Raw genomic sequence first — 18,718 nt, 5'->3', positions numbered from 1 at the left:
CTCACCTCCGCGGCCCGCCCTCGGCACCCCCCACCCTCCCCCGACGACCCCTGATTCCCCTGGAGTCCCCCGTTATGACTGCTGTCCGTTCAGAGAGTCCCGAACTCTCGGCGAACCCGGCCTCGCTCCGGTTCCCCCCCGGTTTCGTCTGGGGGGCGGCCACCGCCGCCTACCAGATCGAGGGCGCCGCGGCCGAGGACGGCCGTACCCCGTCGATCTGGGACACCTTCAGCCACACCCCCGGCCGGGTCCTCAACGGGGACACGGGGGACATCGCGGCCGACCACTACCACCGGTTCCGTGACGACGTCGCGCTGATGCGGGACCTCAACCTCGGCGCCTACCGCTTCTCGATCTCCTGGTCGCGGGTGCAGCCCACCGGCCGCGGCCCCGCGGTCCAGCGCGGCCTGGACTTCTACCGCCGGCTGGTCGACGAGCTGCTCGACAAGGGCATCACCCCGGTCGCCACGCTCTACCACTGGGACCTGCCGCAGGAGTTGGAGGACATCGGCGGCTGGACGGCGCGGGAGACGCCCGAGCGGTTCGCGGAGTACGCGGCGATCATGGCACAGGCGCTCGGCGACCGGGTGCCGTACTGGACCACGCTCAACGAGCCGTGGTGCTCGGCGTATCTCGGCTACGGCTCGGGGGTGCACGCTCCCGGCCGCACCGAGCCGGAGTCGGCGCTGAAGGCCGTGCACCACCTCAACCTCGCCCATGGCCGGGCGATCGGGGTTCTGCGTTCCGTTCTCCCCGCTACCGCGCGGACCTCGATCACCCTCAACCTGCACCAGGTGCGCGCGTACAGCCAGTCGGCCGCCGACCTGGACGCCGCCCGCCGGATCGACGCGGTCGGCAACCGGGTCTTCCTCGGCCCGATCCTCGGCGACGGCTACCCGGAGGACCTGCTCACCGACACCGGCCATCTGGTCGACTGGGACACGCTGGTCAAGCCGGGCGACCTGGCGGAGATCTCCCGCCCGATCGACCTGCTCGGCATCAACTACTACACGCCGACGCTGGTCTCCGACGGCCGGGAGAACCCCGACCTGCCGCGCAACGACGGCCACGGCGCGAGCGACTACTCGCCCTGGCCCGGCTCCGAGCACGTCGCCTTCCACCAGCCGCCCGGCGAGACCACCGCGATGCGGTGGGCGGTCGACGCGAGCGGCCTGTACGACCTGCTGATGCGCGTCCACCACGAGCACCCCGACCTGCCGATGATGGTCACCGAGAACGGTGCCGCCTTCGACGACTACATCTCGCCCGAGGGCGCCATCAACGACCCGCAGCGGATCGCGTACCTGCGCGGCCACCTCTCCGCGGTGCACCGCGCGCTGACCGACGGCGCCGACGTCCGGGGCTACTTCCTGTGGTCGCTGCTGGACAACTTCGAGTGGTCCTACGGCTACAGCAAGCGCTTCGGCGCGGTGTACGTCGACTTCGGCACCCAGCGCCGAATCCCCAAGCAGAGCGCCCACTGGTACGCCGAGGTGGCGCGCGCCAACGTCCTTCCGGACTCCCCGGAGGAGGCCGGGAGGTCCTGAGGGGACGAAGAAGGGCTCCGGTCGCCGCGAACGAGGGTGCGCGACGACCGGAGCCCGCCGCCGTCCTGCCCCGTGGGGGTGGGACAGGAGAGTGGCCGGAGCGGGATGTCCGGGGGGTCAGCCGGTGGCGCCGCCCAGGGCCCGCGCGAACGCGCCGTCGGACTGGGTGACGGAGCTGCAGGTGGCGTCGGCGTAGCTCTGGGCGCCGCCGGGGCACTGCTTGTCGCGCGTCGCGGACCACATCGACAGCCAGGCCAGGCCCTTGGACGTGGCGAAGTCGGCGAGCGTGCTCGCGTCCGCGAGGGTGAAGGTCTCGCTGCTCACGTCGTTGACGCCGATCATCGGCGTGACGGCGACGGCGTGCCAGGCGGCGGTGTCGGAGAGCCCGAGCACGCTCTTGACCTGGGCCTGCGTGGCAGTGGCGGCATCGACGGCGTACTGCCCCATGTCGCCGCTGTAGGAGGCGCCGTAGTCCATCGCCATGATGTTGACCGCGTGCACCGCGACGCCGTTGCTCTTGGCGTTCGCCAGCAGGTCGATGCCGTCCTGGGTGAGCCCGCTCGGCATCGCGGGCAGCGTGTAGGACACCTCCAGGCCGCTGTGGCTCGCCTGGAGCTGCGCGATCGCCTGCGCCCTGCGGGTGTCGGCCGCGGTGTCGGCCAGCGCGCCGCCCTCCACGTCGAAGTCGACCTTGGTGAGCCGGTACGCGTCGACGACCTTGCCGTACGCGGCCGCGAGGTCGCTCACCGAGGAGCACGCGGAGGCCAGTTCGGTGCCGTTGGCGCCGCCGAAGGAGACGCGTACGTCGCCGCCCGCCGCGCGCACGGCGCCGATCTGGGCGGCCACCGCGTCGCTGTCGAGGTCGGTGACGCCACCCCACTTCGGGGTGCAGCCGCCGCCGGAGACGACGAAGGCGAGGTTGAACTGCTTCACCCCGTCGGCCTTCATCGCCCCCGTCAGGTCGTACGCGGGATAGAGCGAGGTGTCGACGTAGGGGGCGAACCCGCCGGAGGCCGCCGAGCCGGCACCGGTGCCCGCGGTCGGGGTCGCGGTCGCGGTCGGGCTCGCGGTCGCGGTCGGGCTCGCGGTCGCGGTCGGGCTCGCGGTCGCGGTCGGGGCCGCGGTGGGCGTGGCGGTCTCGGTGGGGCGGCCGGTCGGCGCGGTGGTCGGGTCGTCGTCGACCGAGCACTTCGCGCCGTTGATCGTGCAGCCGGCCGGCGCGGCGGCGGGTCCGGTGCCGCCGGGCACGTTCGCGGTGAAGCCGATGTCCGCCGTCGCGCCGGGAGCGAGCGTGCGGTTCCAGCTGTCCGGGGTGACCGTCACCGTCTGCCCGGACACGGTGTACGCGCCGTTCCACAGCGAGCCGATGGTGCTGCCGGCCGGCAGGCGGAAGGAGAGCGTCCAGCCGTCCAGCGGGCTGTCGCTCGCGTTGCTGATCTCGTACTGCCCGGTGTAGCCGGTGGTCCAGTCGCTGGTCGTGCGGTACGCCGCCGCGACCGTGGCGGCGCTCGCGGAGCCGGCGAAGGCGAACGCGCCGCCGGCGGCGGCCGCCGCCGCGGTGATCCCGCAGAGCACCTGCGTCCTGCGGCCGGGACGCCGGCGGTGGGTGGTGGCTGCCATGGCTGCCTGCCTTGGTGTACTCGGAGGTGGGGGCGGGCAGCACGCTAGCGGGCACGGATCGGACAAAAGCCCAGTTCAAGGCGGTTGATCGGGTTCTTAGGACGGGCTTAAGGAAGCGGAAGGGGCGGCTTAACGATCGGCGCCGGGGCCCTGCGCGATCACGCGTTCCCCGACGAGGTCAGGTGCGCGAAGACGACCACGTTGGACTCGTAGTCGCGCTTCTTGTGGTCGAACACGCCGCCGCAGGTGATGATCCGCAGTTGCGCGTCGGGGGTGTCGCCGTAGACCCGCTGGTCGGGGAAGTCCCCCTTGGCGAAGGTGTCGACCTCGTCGACGGTGAAGGTGGCGACGGTGCCGTCGGCGCGGGTGATGTCGATCGGGTCGCCCTTCTTGAGGTAGGAGAGCAGGTAGAAGACCGCCGGGCCGCTCGTGGTGTCCACATGGCCGGCCACGATCGCGTTGCCGCGTTCACCGGGGCTGGCGCCGCCCTGGTACCAGCCGGCGAGGTTGCGGTCGGTGTCGGGCGGCGGCTGGAGCACTCCGGTGGCGTCCATCGACAGCATGGTGAAGGGCGCGTTCACCCCGATGCTCGGGATGGAGATCTTCGTCGGCGTGGCGCGCGGCAGCGACGGTGCGGCGGTCGGCTCCATCGTCACCACCGGATCGGCCGACGGCGCCGAGGCGGCACTGGCCGCGGGCGGCGTCGGCGCCCCGACGGCGGTGTCCGCGCCGGAGGAGTCGAAGGAGCGGAAGACCAGGAACGCGCCGACCAGGGTCGCGGCGACGGCCCAGCGCAGGACCCGGGTGCCGCTGTCCCGCGCCGGCGGCGGCGCGTCCGCCGTCCTGGGGTCGCGCTGCGGCGGCTGCGTGCTCATACGGTGCTGCCTTTCTGACGACCTGCGAGATACGAGGGGCCGGGGCCGGCCACTGACCGCCAACCGGGCGAACGGCAACGGGCGGGCGGCCGGGCGCGTTGCGGGACGGCACGCACCCGGCCGCCGGAGAAGGGGCCTCCCGGGACGAGGCTCCGGGCAGTGGCCACCGCCGTACCGCGGCGGTGGCCACTGCGGTCCGGCCGGCGAGGGCCGGACGGTGGGACGGGTCAGGCGAGGGCGCCGGCCCCGGCCGTACCGCGACGACGGCGCAGGACGTACGCGCCGGCGCCCAGGCCGCCGAGCAGCAGCACCGAACCGGCCGCCAGGCTGCTGCCGCCGGCCAGCGACATGCCGCCACCACCGGTGTGCATGCCGCCGTGCGGCTTGTGCCACTGGCCGCCGTCCGAGCCCTGGCCGGTCCAGTCCTGCGAACCGTCGCTGTCGGACGAGTGCGAGTACTTACCGGAATCCGACGCGGAGGAGGAAGAGGAGGAAGAGGACGACGACGAGCCCTGACCGCTCGGGTCGTAGATGTTGACGGCACCCGCGGCGTGAGCGGCCGGAGCGGCGAGGGCGAGGCAGGCGGTGAGTGCGGCTCCGGCCACGAGGGTGCGGGCAGTACGCATGGGGACGATTCCTTCCGCCGACGACGTGCGCCGGCTGACAACGTGTCAGCCCGACAAGCGCAGTGACGGCAAGCTCACCGTCAGCCAGCCCTGGCGGGACCGCCACCGGAGAGAGCCGCACGAGGGTGAACGCGTCCGCTCTTCGGGTGGCCGGCACCGCCACCTGCCTGTTTCGGTCACCCTCCCGGGGCGGGGCGCACAGGCGCCGCCACCGGCACCCCGCACAGTGGGAACGCGGCGGCGAGCCCGCAGGCCGCGCCCGGCGGCCCTCCTGAGTGCCCTTCAGGAACGCCGGACACCCGACCACCACCCCCGAGCGAGAGGACGTCCATGTCACCGGAGCCGGTACGTGAACCGCGCCGAGACGGCGGCCGCCGCAACCTGCTGCGTGCGCTGACCGGCGGCGGTGCGGCCGCCGCGCTGGCGATGGCCGCCGCGCCCGCCACACCCGCCGAGGCCGCCACCGGAAGCGGGACCGGCGCCGACCCCTTCGCCGCGGAAGCCTTCCGGGCCACCGCCGGCGGGCGCGTCCGCGAGTACTGGGTCCAGGCCGACTCCTTCGCGCACAACGCCGTGCCGAACGGGCGCGACGGCATGACCGGCACGACCTTCACCGCCGACCAGACGACGTATCAGGCGATCGGCTACCGCGCCTACACCCCGAACTGGGAGCAGCCGCTGCCCGCCGAATTCGGCCCGCACGGCATCGGCGCGAACAGCGGCATCCCCGGTCCCGTGCTGCGCGCCGAGGTCGGCGACGTCATCAAGGTGCACTTCCGCAACAACGACGCGCACTACAAGTGGCCGCACACCATGCACCCGCACGGCGTGCGGTACAGCCCGTCAAGTGACGGTGCCTGGATGGCGGATACGCCTGACGCGGGGGGAACCGCGGTTCCCTACCAGGGCACTTACACCTACACGTGGACCTGCGTGCCAAGCTCCGTGGGGAGTTGGCCGTACCACGACCACGCGGCGCCGCAGATCCCGCCGCGCCCCGCCACCGGGTCGGGCGGCACCGCCGATCAATCCCCGTCGCCCGCGCCCGGCTCGATGGACTCGCGCGCGCTCGTCGGCGGCGGACCGGTCATGGAGATCGGCGCGGAGCTGGGGCTCTTCGGGATGATCGCGGTCACCGACGCCCGGACCCCCGAGGTGGACCGGGAGTTCGTGCTCTTCTTCCACGACCTCGCCGCGCCCGACGCGTCCCCGCTCAAGCAGGACCTCTCGCTCTGCAACGGAGGGGCGTTCGTCGACAACGCCCCCACGTTCAGCGCGCGCAGCGGCGACCGGGTGCGGTGGCGGGTCGCCACGCTCGGCAACTCCTTCCACGTCTTCCACATCCACGGCCACCGCTGGCCCGGCCCGTCCGGCTGGACCGACGCGCAGGTGCTCGGGCCGGCCACGACCCTCACCGTCGAGTACCGCGAGGACAACCCGGGTGACTGGCTCTACCACTGCCATGTGGCCGCCCACATGATGCACGGGATGGCCGGGAGGTACCGCGTCACGCGGTGACGGGACCCCCCGGGCCGCCCGGCGCTGCCGGTTCCGGGCCCACCTGCCGGGGGTGGGCCGGTCCCGCGAGGCCCCCGAGATTCCCCGAGGCCCCCGAGGTCCCGCGCACCGCGGGCGGGGGCACCCTGGCGGGTCAGCCCCGGCAGAACACCTCGTCCAGGGCCGCGCGAAGCACCCCCTCCGGGTCGGGGCGGGCACCCTCGCAGCGCCAGGCCACGAACCCGTCGGGCCGCACCAGCACGGCACCCTCCTCCCCGATGCCGTGCAACCCGCAGAAGTCGGGCGGCCCGGCCGGTGCGCCGCCGGGGGCTCCTCCGGGCGGCCCGCTCGGCGCAGGTCCGCCCGGGCCCGCAGGTCCGCCCCGGCCCGCAGGTCCGCCCGAGGCGCCCGGGCCGTCCGGGTCGGCCTCCAGCTCCTGGCCGAACCGGTAGCACGCGAGGGGCACCCCGGTCCGTTCCGCGGCGAGCCGCGCGACATCGTGCCAGGCGCCGCCGGCCGGCCCGGTGAGGAGGACCGGCGTGCGCTCGTAGAGGTCGAGCGTGGAGATCCGCTCGCCGCCGCGGCGCACCCACAGGTGGGGCGCGCGCCCGCCGGGCACCGCCCGCGGGCTGAAGTCGTCCGGAACGGCGGCCTCCTGGGGATCGGCGCCGAGCACCGCGCCGAGCGGGTAGCGGTAGCCGAGGACGGCCGGAAGCAGGCCGGCCCGCGGTCCGGCCATGACCGGCGCCGCTTCGTATCCGGGGTGGCTGTGCTCGGCGGAACGGGCCGACGCCCGGGCGGCGGTGGCCAGCGCGACCGGGCGCCGCTCGGCGTCGTAGCTGTCCACCAGGCCGGGCCCGGCCCATCCTTCGAGGACGGCGGCGATCTTCCACGCGAGGTTGTGCGCGTCCTGGATACCGGTGTTGGAGCCGAACGCCCCGGTGGGCGACATCTCGTGCGCGGAGTCCCCGGCGAGCAGGACGCGGCCGCGCCCGTACCGCTCGGCGACACGTTCCGCCGCGTGCCAGGGCGCCTTCCCGGTGATCTCGACCTCCAGGTCGGGCACGCCGACCGCGGTGCGGATGAGGTGGGTGCACCGCTCGTCGGTGAAGTCCTCCAGGCGCTCGCCGTCGCCGGGGCGCCAGGGCGCGTGGAAGACCCAGTCCTGGGCGTTGTCGACGGGCAGCAGCGCGCCGGGGCTTTCGGGGTTGGTGAGGTAGCAGACGATGAAGCGGCGGTCGCCGACCGCGTCGGCCAGCCGCTTGGCGCGGAAGGTGACGCTGACGTTGTGGAAGAGGTCGCCGGGCCCGGTCATGGGGATGGCCAGGCGCTCGCGGACGGGGCTGCGCGGGCCGTCCGCGGCGATCAGGTAGTCGGCGCGCACGGTGCGGACCCGGCCGGAGGCGCGGTCGGCGATCTCGGCGGTGACGCCGTCCGCGTCCTGCGTGAACGACACCAGTTCGGTGCCGAAGCGGATGTCGCCGCCCGCCTCGCGGGCGGCCGCCAGCAGCACGGGCTCCAGGTCGTTCTGGCTGCACAGGCACCAGCCGGACGGGCTGATCCGGGAGAGCCCGCCGCCGGGGTCGATCGTGCGGAACAGCCACTCCTGCTCGGAGCCGGTGAGGGTGTCGGCCTGGAGGATGCCGTGGTTCTCGGCGAGCACGGACGCGGCGGCGCGGATACGGTCCTCGACGCCCGCGACGCGCATCAGTTCCATGGTGCGGACGTTGTTGCCGCGCCCGCGCGGGTGGTGCGAGGTGCGGGCATGCCGCTCGACCAGCAGGTGCGGCACGCCGAGGCGGCCGAGGAAGAGCGACGCGGACAGGCCGACGAGGGAGCCGCCCACGATCAGGACGGGCACCCGGTCGTCGGTGTGCCCGTCGGCGCCGGCCGAGCCGGCCGAGGTGGCCGAGGTGGCGGGGGCGGCTGAGCCGGGCTGCGGGGAGCCGGGCGGCGGCGCGGGGTGCGGGGCGTTCGTCATGGGGTTCTCCGGAGTGGGAGTGGGGGTGCGCACGGCAGTGGGGCCCGGGCCCGCCGCGCGGATGCTTCCCGGCGGTAGCTCCTTTCCCTGCCGAGGCGTTCCGCGGGCCGGGTCGGGCGGTGCTTCACTCGGCCGCCTCACGTGCCGCGCACGATTCCCGCCCGGGGCTGAGCATCGGAAACAGGCGGTCCCGCCGCGCGCATACGGCCTGACGCATATGCGGAAGGCATCACCGCCCGGCGGCGGCCCCGCGGCTCAGGGCCCTCCGGCCGCGCCCCGGCAACGGCACCACCACGGGGCTCCCCACCACGCGGCTCGGCCCGCGGCCGTCCGCACCCCGCCCCACCCGAGAGGAACGATCTTCCATGACGACTCTGGACGACCGGCTCGCCCCGCCCTCCTCCTCCGCCGTACCCGGCACCGCCCGGCTGCGCGTCGTACTGCTGCTGGACGTGCTCGACGGCAGGCAGCAGCGCTTCCTGGAGGCGTACGAGCAGATACGCCACCAGGTGGCGGCCGTGCCCGGACACATCAGCGACCAGCTGTGCCAGTCGCTCGGGAACTCCTCGCAGTGGCTGATCACCAGCGAGTGGGAGGGCAGCGAGCCGTTCCTGGAGTGGGTGGAGAGCGCCGCGCACCGGGCGATGGTCGAGCCGCTGCACGGGTGCGTGCGGGACACCAGGTCGCTGCGGTTCCTGGTGGCGCGCGAGACGCCGGAGCAGGGCGCGCCGGGTGCACAGGGCGCGCGGACCGCCCGGGCCGCGGCGAAGCCGCCTGCGGCGCCCGCCGCCGGGCTCGACCCGGTGCCCGCGCCGCCGCTGTGCTCGGGCGGGGTGGTGCGGCACGCGATCACCTTCACGGTGAAGCCGGGCAGCGAGGAAGCGGTGGCGAAGCTGCTGTCCGACTACCGCGCGCCGCGGGCCCAGGTGGACGACACCACACGGCTGCTGCGCACGTCGCTCTTCATGTACGGCAACCGAGTGGTCCGGGCGGTCGAGGTGGCGGGAGACCTCGGCAACGCGCTGCGGCACGTGGCGGCGCAGCCGGAGGTAAGGGCCGTCGAGGAGGCGATCAACCCTTACCTGGAAGAGGACCGCGACCTCACCGCCGCCGCCTCGGCGCGGGCCTTCTTCGCCCGGGCGGCCCTGCCCGCGGTCGGCCACGAGACGGACCCGGCCCCCGCCCTCGGCGCCGGCGAGCCGCTGACCCGGCAGGCGTTCCTCTACCCGGTACGGCCCGGCCGCGGCGCCGACGCGGCGCGGCTGCTCGGCACCCTCGACGCCGCGGCCGCCACCGACCCGACGCACCCGCTGGCCGCCTCCACGGTCTTCCAGCGCGACGACACGGTGGTCCGCGTCATCGACGTCCGCGGGCTCCCCTCCGACGGCCCGGCCGCGCCGGTCCCCGCGGACGGCCCGACCGACGTGCTGCGCGAACTCCTCGTGCCGGGCGAGCCCGCCGACCCCACCGGGCTCGGCCACGGCGGCCACCCCATGACCCCCGTCACGGACCGCGCCTCGCGGTGACCCGGCAGCCCCGCGACACCGGCCCCGCACCCACATCCCCGCCCACACCCGCAGGACACCCCGCCCCGAAGGAGCCGCAATGACGAACGAAGTGCGCCTCGTGCACCTGGACGACACCAGCCCGAACCGCCGGCGCGGCGGCGACCTGAGGGCCCTGCTGACGCCCGCGTCGGTCGGCGCGACCAGCGGCTTCATGGGCGTGGCGATCGTGCAGCCGGGCGAGCGGATCGGCGAGCACTACCACCCGTACTCCGAGGAGTTCGTCTACGTGCTGAGCGGGGAGCTGGAGGTGGACCTGGACGGTGTGAGCCACCCGCTGCGGCCGGAGCAGGGCCTGATGATCCCGGTGGACATGCGGCACCGGTTCCGGAACGTGGGTGACAGCGAGGCGCGGATGGTCTTCCACCTGGGCCCGCTCGCGCCCCGCCCGGAGCTGGGCCACGTGGACACCGAGGAGACCGAGGGCGTGGCGGAGGTGGCCGGCGAGGCTGCCTCGGCGCCTCCCGACCCGACCAAGGCGCGGGCGTGAACCGCCCTGGCGGGGACCGCCGGGTCGCGGTCACCGGCCTCGGGGTGGTCGCCCCCGGCGGCATCGGGGTACCGGCCTTCTGGGACCTGCTGACCTCCGGTCGTACGGCCACCCGCGGCATCAGCCTCTTCGACCCGGCCGGCTTCCGCTCCCGGATCGCCGCGGAGTGCGACTTCGACCCGAAGAGGGCAGGGCTCGGCGCCGAGCTGGCCGAACGCGCCGACCGGTACGCCCAGTTCGCGCTGACCGCGGCGCGCGAGGCGATCCGGGACAGCGGTCTCGACCTCGCCGCGCAGGACCCGTGGCGGGTCGGGGTGTGCCTGGGCTCGGCCGTCGGCGGCACCACCCGGCTGGAGCGCGACTACGTCAAGGTCAGTGCGTCGGGGAGCCGTTGGGACGTGTCGCCGCAGGAGGCGGGCGCCCATCTGCACCGGGCGTTCCAACCCAGCGCGCTCGCCTCGGAGGTGGCCGAGGACATCGGCGCGCACGGCCCGGTGCAGACGGTCTCCACCGGCTGCACCTCGGGTCTCGACGCGGTCGGCCACGCCTTCCACGCCGTGCAGGAGGGCAAGGCCGACATCATCGTGGCCGGGGCGGCGGACTCGCCGATCTCGCCGATCACGGTCGCCTGCTTCGACGCGATCAAGGCCACCTCGACCCGCAACGACGACCCGGCGCACGCCTCGCGCCCGTTCGACGCGGACCGGGACGGCTTCGTGCTCGGCGAGGGCTCGGCGGTGCTGCTGCTGGAGGAGTGGGAGCACGCCCGGCGGCGCGGCGCCCGCATCCTCTGCGAGCTGCGCGGCTTCGCGACCTTCGGGAACGCCTACCACATGACCGGACTGACCACCGAGGGCCGGGAGATGTCCGAGGCGATCGACCAGGCACTGGCCGACGCGCGGATCGACCGGACCGGCGTGGACTACGTCAACGCGCACGGCTCCGGCACCAAGCAGAACGACCGGCACGAGACGGCGGCGGTCAAGCGCTCGCTCGGCGAGCACGCGCGCACGGTGCCGATGAGTTCGATCAAGTCGATGGTCGGGCACTCGCTCGGCGCGATCGGCGCGATCGAACTCGCCGCGTGCGCACTGGCGTTGACCCACGACGTGGTGCCGCCGACCGCCAACTACGAGACCCCGGACCCGGATTGCGACCTGGACTACGTGCCGCGCACCGCGCGGCCGGTCCGGCTGCGGTCCGTGCTGTCGGTCGGCAGCGGCTTCGGCGGCTTCCAGTCCGCGGTGGTGCTCGCGCACGCCGAGAGGAGCACGTCATGAGCGGGACCGACAGCGGCCGCGGGCAGACCGTGGTCACCGGGATCGGCGTCGTCGCGCCGAACGGCGTGGGCACCGAGGCGTTCTGGAAGGCGGTGCAGCTGGGCGGTTCGGTGCTCGGCCCGGTCCGCCGGGAGGGCTGCGAGCGGCTGCCGCTGAAGGTCGCGGGCCAGGTCGAGGACGGCTTCGACCCGGCCGGGCTGGTCGAGGACCGCTTCCTCGTACAGACCGACCGGTTCAGCCACTTCGCCATGGCGGCCGCGGAACTCGCGCTGTCCGAAGCCCACTTGGCGGCGGACCCGGACTCGCCGTTCGCGATCGGCGTGGTCACCGCGGCCGGCTCGGGCGGCGGCGAGTTCGGCCAGCGCGAGTTGCAGCAACTGTGGGGCAGCGGGCCGCAGTTCGTCGGCCCGTACCAGTCCATCGCCTGGTTCTACGCCGCCAGCACCGGCCAGGTCTCGATCCGCGGCGGCTTCCGGGGCCCGTGCGGGGTGCTCGCCGACGACGAGGCCGGCGGCCTGGACGTGTTCGCGCACGCCGGCCGGGCCATCCGGCGCGGTACCGACGCGATGGTGGTCGGCGCCACCGAGGCCCCGCTCGCGCCGTACTCCGTGGTGTGCCAGCTCGGCTACGACGAGCTGAGCCTGGCCACCGACCCGCGGCACGCCTACCTGCCGTTCACCGACGACGCCTGCGGCTACTCCCCCGCCGAGGGCGGCGCGATGTTCGTGGTCGAGGAGGAGTCCGCGGCCCGGCGGCGCGGCGCGCGGGTACGGGCGGTGGTCGCCGGGCACGCGGCCACCTTCACCGGCACCGGCGGCTGGCGGCACTCCCGGGAGGGCCTGGCGCGGGCGGCGCGGGGCGCGCTGGCGGAGGCCGGCTGCGCACCCGAGGAGGTGGACGTGGTCTTCGCCGACGCGCTCGGCGTGCCCGAGGCCGACCAGGCCGAGGCCCTCGCCATCGCCGACGCGCTCGGGCCGCGCGCCGCGACCGTACCCGTCACCGCCCCCAAGACCGGCTTCGGCCGCGCCTACGCGGCCGCCTCGGCGCTGGACGCCGCCGCGGCCGTGCTCGCCCTCGAACACGGCGTGGTGCCGCCCACCCCGAACGTGACCGAGGTCCGGCACGACCTCGACGTGGTCACCGGCGAGGCCCGCATCACGCCGCTGCGCACCGCGCTGGTGCTCAGCCGCGGGCTGATGGGCTGCAACGCGGCGCTGGTGCTGCGCGCGCCCGAGCCCCCCCTTTCCCCCCACTGAGGTTCCCCCCGAAGTTCCCCACCGAAGTTCCCCCCACCGAAGGAGAAGGACCCATGAACGACCCGACGAACACGACCGCGGACGGCCCCGTCACCTTCGACGAGCTGTCCGACCTGATGAAGAACCGGGCCGGGCTGTCGGTGGACCCGTCGGCGATGGCGTCCAGCCCGGCGACGACGTTCGAGGAGTTCAACCTCGACTCGCTGGGCCTGCTGGGCATCGTGGCCGAGCTGGAGAAGCGCTACAGCCGCAAGATCGGCGACGACGCGGAGACCTGCAAGACCCCGCACGAGTTCCTGGCGAGCGTCAACTCCCAGCTCAACGCCGCCGCGGCCTGACCCGTACCCGACGAGAAGGAGTTCAGCTCATGGCAGCATCGACCGCAGGGCACACCGAGAACGAGATCATCATCGCCGCCCCGGTGGACCTCACCTGGGACCTCACCAACGACCTGGAGAGCTGGCCGCAGCTGTTCAGCGAGTACGCCGCCGTCGAGATCATGGCGCGCGAGGGCGACAAGGTCACCTTCCGGCTCACCATGCACCCCGACGAGAACGGCACCGTGTGGAGCTGGGTCTCCGAGCGGGTGACCGACCGCCGCAACCTGACCGTGCGCGCCCGGCGGGTGGAGACCGGCCCGTTCGCGCACATGGACATCCACTGGGAGTACGCCGAGGTGCCCGGCGGCACCTCCATGCGGTGGGTGCAGGACTTCGCGATGAAGCCGACCGCGCCCGTGGACGACGCGGCCATGACCGACCGGATCAACCGCAACTCGGTGGTCCAGATGGAGCGCATCCGCGAGCGCGTCGAGAAGCAGGCCGCCGAGCGCGGGCTGTCCGCGATGCCGCCCCGCACCGCCGAGGGGGCGTGAGCGCGCATGCACCGCAGCCTGATCGTGGCCCGGATGAAGCCGGACGCCGCGGCCGCCATCGCCGAGGAGTTCGCCGCGTCGGACCGCGGTGAACTGCCCGGGCTGATCGGCGTCACCGGGCGCAGCCTCTTCCGGTTCCACGACGACCTCTACCTGCACCTGATCGAGGCCGACCGGCCGCCGGGACCCGAGGTCGCCAAGCACACCGGGCACCCCGAGTTCCGCCGCATCAGCGAGGCCCTCGCGCCCTACGTGTCGGCGTACGACCCGGTCAACTGGCGCGAGCCGAAGGACGCGATGGCCCAGGAGTTCTACCGCTGGGAACGCGACTAGCCGTTCCGCCAGGTCTCCCCGCGCCCCTGAGACCAGGGGCGCGGGGAGCCGCGCTCTCCCGGAACTCCGCCTGGGAGGTACCCCGGCCGTCCACCGGGGGGTGGTCCTGGAACCGACAGGACCACCCGCCCCGGAGGGTCAGTTCACCCGGGACTCGAACGCGAACAGGTGGGGGTTGACCGGTCGTACCGCACTCACGGGGAGCCCGGCCTCGGCCATGAGCGCGGTCATGCTCGCCCGGGAGTGCTTCGCGCCGCCGACGTTGAGCAGGAGCAGCAGGTCCATCGCGGTGGTGAACCGCATGGAGGGGCTGTCGTCGACGAGGTTCTCGATCACCAGGACCCGGGCGCCGGGCTCCGCGGCGGCCACGACGTTGCGCAGGGTGGCACGGGTGCTGGCGTCGTCCCATTCGAGGATGTTCTTCAGCACGTAGAGGTCCGCCCGGACCGGGATCTCGGTGCGGCAGTCGCCGGGCACGAGCCGGACCCGGCCGGCGAGCGCCCCGCCGTCCCGCAGCCGCGGGTCGGCGTGGGCGACGACGTCGGGCAGGTCCAGCAGGGTTCCGTGCAGGCCGGGTTCCTTCTCCAGCAGCCCGGCGAGCGCGAGCCCCTGGCCGCCGCCGATGTCGGCGACGCTGCGGACGCCGGTCAGGTCGACGTACGCGGCGAGGTCGCGGGCCGCCTGCCGGCTGGAGGAGGTCATCGCGCGGTCGAAGACGCGGGCGGAGTCGGCCGCGTCGGCGTGCAGGTACTCGAAGAAGCTCTTGCCGTAGAGGTCGGCGAAGACGTCGCGGCCGGACCTGACCGCCTCGTCCAGGCGCGGCCAGGCGTCCCAGGTCCACGGCTCGGTGCACCACAGCGCGATGTGGTGCAGGCTGCCGGGCGCGTCCTCGCGCAGCAGCCGTGACATCTCGGTGTGCGTGAAGCGGCCGTCCGCCTCCTCGGTGAAGACCCCGTAGCAGGCGAGCGCGCGCAGCAGCCGGCGCAGCGGCTCCGGCCGCACGTCGAGGTCGGCGGCCAACTCCTCCGCGGTGCGCGGGGATGCACCGAGGGCGTCGGGAAGTCCCAGCCGGGCGGCGGCGCGTACGGACGCGGCGCAGGCGGCGCCGAAGACGATCTCGCGCAGCCGCATCGAGGCGGCTCCCGCGGCGGCTCCGGGGTTTCCGGCCGAGCCTTCGGCCGCGGCGGGGTCGGACGGGGGCGGCTGGGCCCCCCGTTGGGCCTCGGTGTCCGGGGTGGTCGTCATGGTGCCGCCCTTTCTCATGGCGTCATGGCGGTTTCGGGCACCGCAGGTCAGCAGTGGCCCGCGGGCAGGGAGACCTGGCATTCGTTCGCGGTGAAGGTGTTGCCGGTGCCGTGGTCACGGTCGGCGAGGTCGGCCGGGCCGTTGTGCAGGAGCGTGTTGTTCCGCACGGTGTTGCCGGAGTCGGGCTTGCCGGTGAAGCTCGGGAAGAGCACGACGCCGCCGGACAGCGGGGAGGCGCCGACGTTGCCGGTGACCTCGTTGCCGCTCACCAGGGTGTTCTCCACGCCGGTCAACACGATGCCGGAGCCCTGGACGTAGGGCAGGCGGGCGGTGGCCGCGCAGTAGGCGTTGTTCGCGTCGACCTTGTTGCCGGTGACCGTCATCTCGCCCGCGCGCGGGGTGTTCTCGTCGCCGACGAGGAAGACGCCGGCGCAGTTGCCGGAGATCGTGTTGGCGTCGACCGTGACGCGGCGCAGCCGGCGGACGACCAGGCCCATGTGGTTGCCGGTGAGGGCGTTCCCGCGGATCTCGGTGCCCTGCGTGTCGGTGGCGCCGCCCTCCTCGGAGACGGCGTTCGCCACGAACAGGCCCGCCTCACCGTTGCCGCTCGCCTCGTTGGAGGTGAACCGCGAACGGATCGACTTCTCCTGGCCGATGCCGTACTGGCCGTTGGCGTCGGCCCGCACGTGGTCGACGGTGAGGCGGTCGGCGGAGGTGGCCCAGATGCCGTACTTCGCGAAGCCGGTGACCGTCAGGGACTCGACGCGCACGCCGTCCGCGCCCGTGACGCACAGGCCGTCACCGGCCGCGGCACAGGCGACGGCGCTGGTGCTGGTGCTCGTGCTTGTCGCGTTCCCGGTGTCGGGGTTGGTCGCGGGGTTGATCGCCGAATTGGTCGCGGGATTCGTCGCGGGGTTCGCCGGACCGGTCGTGCTCTGCGGGTCGGACGCCGTCGTGGCCGGGGCCAGTACGGTGATGCCCGCGCCGGTGCCGCGCAGCGTCACCCGCGGCTTGCTGATCTGCACGCTGCCCCGGTACGTGCCCGGCAGCACCAGTACGGTGTCGCCCGGCGCGGCCGCGTCCACCGCCGCCTGGATCGACTCCCCCGGGTGCACCACCCGCACGGAGGCCGCCTGTGCGGGTGCTCCCCCGGCTCCCACCGCCGCCACCGCCGCTGCTGCCACCGACGTCCCCGCTACCACGCGCTTCACCATCGCCCGACCCATCGCCCGACCCGCTTCCGTTCGGCCCCGCGCAGGGGCATCGACGTAAAAACGGCGGCTCGGGCCGCCGACTCGACGCTATGGACGCCCCACCCGCACCGCCACTCACACAAGTCACTGGGGTGATACGCACTCCGGCGGCGGTCCGCCGTACGAGGTGAAGCTAGCCGCGGGCGGCCGGCGTCCCGGCGGTGCGGCCGGGTGCCGGGAGGAGGTCGGCGGGCAGGCCGAGCAGGTCGTGCAGGGCGTGCCGGCCCGCCGGGGTGACCGCCACCGCGCGGGTGGTGCCGATCCGGGTGATCCACCCCGCGTCGAAGGCGTGCCGGCACAGCGCGGCGCCGACGCTGCCCGCGAGGTGCGGACGGCGCTCGGTCCAGTCCAGGCACGAGCGCACCGCGGGCCGGCGGCTGCCCGCGGGCACGGCGATGCCCAGGCCGGTGAGCCAGGCGGCCCCCTCAGCGGTCAGCCCGAGGCCGTGGGCGTCGCTCAACAGGCCGCGCGCGGCCATCGCGTCGGTGATCGCGACGCCGAGGGTCCCGGCAAGGTGGTCGTAGCAGGTGCGGGCGTGGGCAAGGGCCTGGCGGCGGCCGGACGCCGACAGCGACGGTGGCGGGGGCGGCGGGGTGCGGGCCGGGGCGAGCGCCGCGAGGCCCTCGATCAGCTCGGCCACCTGCGGGCCCGCCAGCCGTACGTACCGATGGCGCCCTTGCCGCGCCTCCGCGAGCAGGCCACCCGCCACCAGCGCGTTGAGGTGCCCGGTCGCGGTCGAGGCGGCGACGCCCATGTGGCGGGCCAGTTCGCTCGCCGTCCAGGCCCGGCCGTCGAGCAACGCCAGGCAGAAGCCCGCCCGGGTGCCGTCGGCGATCAGCCCGGCCACGCGGGCGAGGTCCGGGCCCGCGTCGCGTGCGCCGTGCGTGTGCATACGGTCCATTGTCGCGCCGGACGCTTCGGCGGCCGCCGAAGCGTCCGGTTCGTAGGGTCCGGGCCATGAACAGCGCATCCACGAGTGCCGGGCCCGGGGCGACCGCACCACCGACGGCACCCGCCCCGGTATCGGCACAGGCACCGGCACAGGCACAGGGACAGGGACAGGGACCGTCGCACCAGGTCATCGAGCCCAGCGTGCTGTACTTCGGCACGCCGGTGGTGCTCCTCAGCACCGAGAACGCGGACGGCTCGTTCAACCTCGCCCCGATGTCCTCGGCGTGGGCGCTCGGCCGGACGATCGTGCTCGGCCTCGGCGGGGAGGGGCAGACCGCGCGCAACCTCGCGGTCCGGCCCGAGCTGGTGATCAGCCTGCCCGCGCCCGCGCAGTGGCCCGCGGTGGAGCGGCTGGCGCCGCTGACCGGGCGGAATCCGGTACCCGAGGGCAAGGCCCCGGGCTGCCGGTTCGAGCCGGACAAGTTCGGCGCGGCCGGGCTGCGCGGCGAACCCTCCGACCTGGTCCGGCCGCCTCGCGTCGCGACCTGCCCGCTCCAGTTCGAGGCCCGCGCCGAACGGGTGCGGGCGGACGTCTCCGGTGACTTCGTCATCGTGGAAGCGGCGGTCCTCCGGGTGCACGCCGATCCCCGGATCGTCGTGCCCGGTACCCACCATGTCGATCCGGCCGCCTGGAGCCCTCTCGTCTACAACTTCCGCCACTACTTCGGGCTCGGCCCGGAACTCGGCCACACCTACCGCTCCGAAACCCCGCGGTCGCCTGCCGGCGGCTGAGCCGCACCCGCCTCCCCGGGTCAACACGGCTGGGGCCCGCCGGGTGGATCTCCGTGGGTGAAGGAGCGGCGTCCGGTGGCCCCCGCCCCCAAGCTGCAAGGCGGAGGAGGGAGTCGACGCGGTAGGGGTGCCCCCACGCCCCAGGCCGTCCGGGAGCCGGCGACCGACGCGAACGCGGCAGATGCGCGTACCGGGCGACGCGACACCGCGGAGATCCACACGACAGACCCCAGGCCGTGTGGTGGACGTAGCGCCGTCCGCCCGAAGGGCAGGGCCCGTGGCGTCCGGTGCTCCCCACCACAGACTTCGGCGGGGGATGTGCCCCCAGATCGCAAGGCGGAAGAGGGAGTCGACGCGGTGGGGCGCCCTCACGCCCCAGGCCGTGGGGGAGCCGGCGACCGACGAGAACGCGGCGGATGCGCGTGCCGGACGCCGCGACGCCGCGGAGATCCACCCGACAGGCCCCAGGCCGTGTGGTGGACGTAGCGCCGTCCGCCCGAAGGGCGGCCCGTGGCGTCCGGGGCTCCCCCACAGCCTTCGGCGGGGGATGTGCCCCCAGATCGCAAGGCGGAGGGTTGCCCTCGTGGTGGGCC

17 protein-coding genes are annotated in these 18,718 nt (G+C 74.3%); 10 read left to right on the top strand and 7 right to left on the bottom strand.

The features are described from left to right. Nucleotides 1-74: 74 nt before the first annotated feature. The gene (locus tag OG896_RS26140) at nucleotides 75-1,547 is read left to right on the top strand and encodes a GH1 family beta-glucosidase (protein ID WP_329369216.1); all 1,473 of its coding nucleotides are present in this window, start codon (nucleotides 75-77) and stop codon (nucleotides 1,545-1,547) included. 117 nt (nucleotides 1,548-1,664) lie between these two features. Here OG896_RS26140 and OG896_RS26135 read toward each other — a convergent pair whose 3' ends face one another. The 3 genes from OG896_RS26135 to OG896_RS26125 all read right to left on the bottom strand — a co-directional run bounded on the left by OG896_RS26135 (nucleotide 1,665) and on the right by OG896_RS26125 (nucleotide 4,668). Next, nucleotides 1,665-3,167 (bottom strand): cellulose binding domain-containing protein, encoded by a 1,503-nt coding sequence (locus OG896_RS26135; protein ID WP_329369214.1) that lies wholly within the window; start codon nucleotides 3,165-3,167, stop codon nucleotides 1,665-1,667. A 158-nt stretch (nucleotides 3,168-3,325) separates the two neighbouring features. After that, entirely contained in the window at nucleotides 3,326-4,042 is a 717-nt protein-coding gene (locus OG896_RS26130; RefSeq protein WP_329369212.1) for a class F sortase, read from the bottom strand. Nucleotides 4,043-4,269: 227 nt separating this feature from the next. Next, on the bottom strand, nucleotides 4,270-4,668 hold the full coding sequence (locus tag OG896_RS26125; RefSeq protein WP_329369211.1) for a hypothetical protein: 399 nt from the start codon (nucleotides 4,666-4,668) through the stop codon (nucleotides 4,270-4,272). A gap of 330 nt (nucleotides 4,669-4,998) precedes the next feature. Between OG896_RS26125 and OG896_RS26120 the strand changes: the two genes are divergently transcribed. Next, the gene (locus OG896_RS26120) at nucleotides 4,999-6,186 is read left to right on the top strand and encodes a multicopper oxidase domain-containing protein (RefSeq protein WP_329369209.1); all 1,188 of its coding nucleotides are present in this window, start codon (nucleotides 4,999-5,001) and stop codon (nucleotides 6,184-6,186) included. A 133-nt stretch (nucleotides 6,187-6,319) separates the two neighbouring features. Here the strand turns inward: OG896_RS26120 and OG896_RS26115 are convergent, their stop codons facing one another. Further along, entirely contained in the window at nucleotides 6,320-8,146 is a 1,827-nt protein-coding gene (locus tag OG896_RS26115; RefSeq protein ID WP_329369208.1) for an FAD-dependent oxidoreductase, read from the bottom strand. Between the two features lie 365 nt (nucleotides 8,147-8,511). On the opposite strand from OG896_RS26115, the gene OG896_RS26110 reads away from it, so the two are divergent. The 7 genes from OG896_RS26110 (at nucleotide 8,512) to OG896_RS26080 (ending at nucleotide 13,944) form a co-directional block, all read left to right on the top strand. Further along, nucleotides 8,512-9,672, top strand: a complete 1,161-nt coding sequence (locus OG896_RS26110) for a SchA/CurD-like domain-containing protein (protein ID WP_329369206.1) — start codon at nucleotides 8,512-8,514, stop codon at nucleotides 9,670-9,672. Nucleotides 9,673-9,751: 79 nt separating this feature from the next. Continuing rightward, the gene (locus OG896_RS26105; RefSeq protein ID WP_328464403.1) at nucleotides 9,752-10,201 is read left to right on the top strand and encodes a cupin domain-containing protein; all 450 of its coding nucleotides are present in this window, start codon (nucleotides 9,752-9,754) and stop codon (nucleotides 10,199-10,201) included. Next, nucleotides 10,198-11,481, top strand: coding sequence for a beta-ketoacyl-[acyl-carrier-protein] synthase family protein (locus OG896_RS26100; protein ID WP_329369205.1), 1,284 nt, complete (start codon nucleotides 10,198-10,200; stop codon nucleotides 11,479-11,481). Before OG896_RS26105 ends, OG896_RS26100 begins: the two co-directional genes overlap by 4 nt. Further along, a complete protein-coding gene (locus tag OG896_RS26095; RefSeq protein WP_329369204.1) occupies nucleotides 11,478-12,737 on the top strand; it encodes a beta-ketoacyl synthase N-terminal-like domain-containing protein in 1,260 nt (419 codons plus the stop codon). Before OG896_RS26100 ends, OG896_RS26095 begins: the two co-directional genes overlap by 4 nt. Nucleotides 12,738-12,790: 53 nt before the next feature. Beyond that, nucleotides 12,791-13,075 (top strand): acyl carrier protein, encoded by a 285-nt coding sequence (locus OG896_RS26090; protein ID WP_328464409.1) that lies wholly within the window; start codon nucleotides 12,791-12,793, stop codon nucleotides 13,073-13,075. 29 nt (nucleotides 13,076-13,104) lie between these two features. After that, nucleotides 13,105-13,611 carry an SRPBCC family protein gene (locus tag OG896_RS26085; protein ID WP_328464411.1) on the top strand — a complete coding sequence of 169 codons (507 nt, stop codon included), beginning with the start codon at nucleotides 13,105-13,107 and terminating at the stop codon, nucleotides 13,609-13,611. Nucleotides 13,612-13,617: 6 nt separating this feature from the next. Continuing rightward, complete coding sequence (locus OG896_RS26080) at nucleotides 13,618-13,944, top strand: TcmI family type II polyketide cyclase (protein WP_329369200.1); 327 nt, start codon at nucleotides 13,618-13,620, stop codon at nucleotides 13,942-13,944. Nucleotides 13,945-14,082: 138 nt separating this feature from the next. On the opposite strand, the gene OG896_RS26075 is transcribed toward OG896_RS26080, so the two are convergent. The 3 genes from OG896_RS26075 to OG896_RS26065 all read right to left on the bottom strand — a co-directional run bounded on the left by OG896_RS26075 (nucleotide 14,083) and on the right by OG896_RS26065 (nucleotide 17,334). Next, complete coding sequence (locus OG896_RS26075) at nucleotides 14,083-15,189, bottom strand: methyltransferase (RefSeq protein ID WP_443057155.1); 1,107 nt, start codon at nucleotides 15,187-15,189, stop codon at nucleotides 14,083-14,085. A 47-nt stretch (nucleotides 15,190-15,236) separates the two neighbouring features. Next, the gene (locus OG896_RS26070) at nucleotides 15,237-16,403 is read right to left on the bottom strand and encodes a right-handed parallel beta-helix repeat-containing protein (protein ID WP_443057154.1); all 1,167 of its coding nucleotides are present in this window, start codon (nucleotides 16,401-16,403) and stop codon (nucleotides 15,237-15,239) included. A 172-nt stretch (nucleotides 16,404-16,575) separates the two neighbouring features. After that, nucleotides 16,576-17,334, bottom strand: coding sequence for an ArsR/SmtB family transcription factor (locus tag OG896_RS26065; RefSeq protein WP_443057153.1), 759 nt, complete (start codon nucleotides 17,332-17,334; stop codon nucleotides 16,576-16,578). Between the two features lie 65 nt (nucleotides 17,335-17,399). Between OG896_RS26065 and OG896_RS26060 the strand changes: the two genes are divergently transcribed. After that, nucleotides 17,400-18,125: a flavin reductase family protein gene (locus OG896_RS26060; protein ID WP_329369196.1), complete on the top strand. Its 726-nt coding sequence runs from the start codon at nucleotides 17,400-17,402 to the stop codon at nucleotides 18,123-18,125. The last annotated feature ends 593 nt before the right edge of the window (nucleotides 18,126-18,718 follow it).

Origin of the sequence: Streptomyces sp. NBC_00669 (assembly GCF_036226785.1) — a bacterium.
Classification (GTDB): domain Bacteria; phylum Actinomycetota; class Actinomycetes; order Streptomycetales; family Streptomycetaceae; genus Actinacidiphila.
Note: the sequence above shows the minus strand (reverse complement) of the source record. Positions and strands in the feature narration are given on the sequence as shown.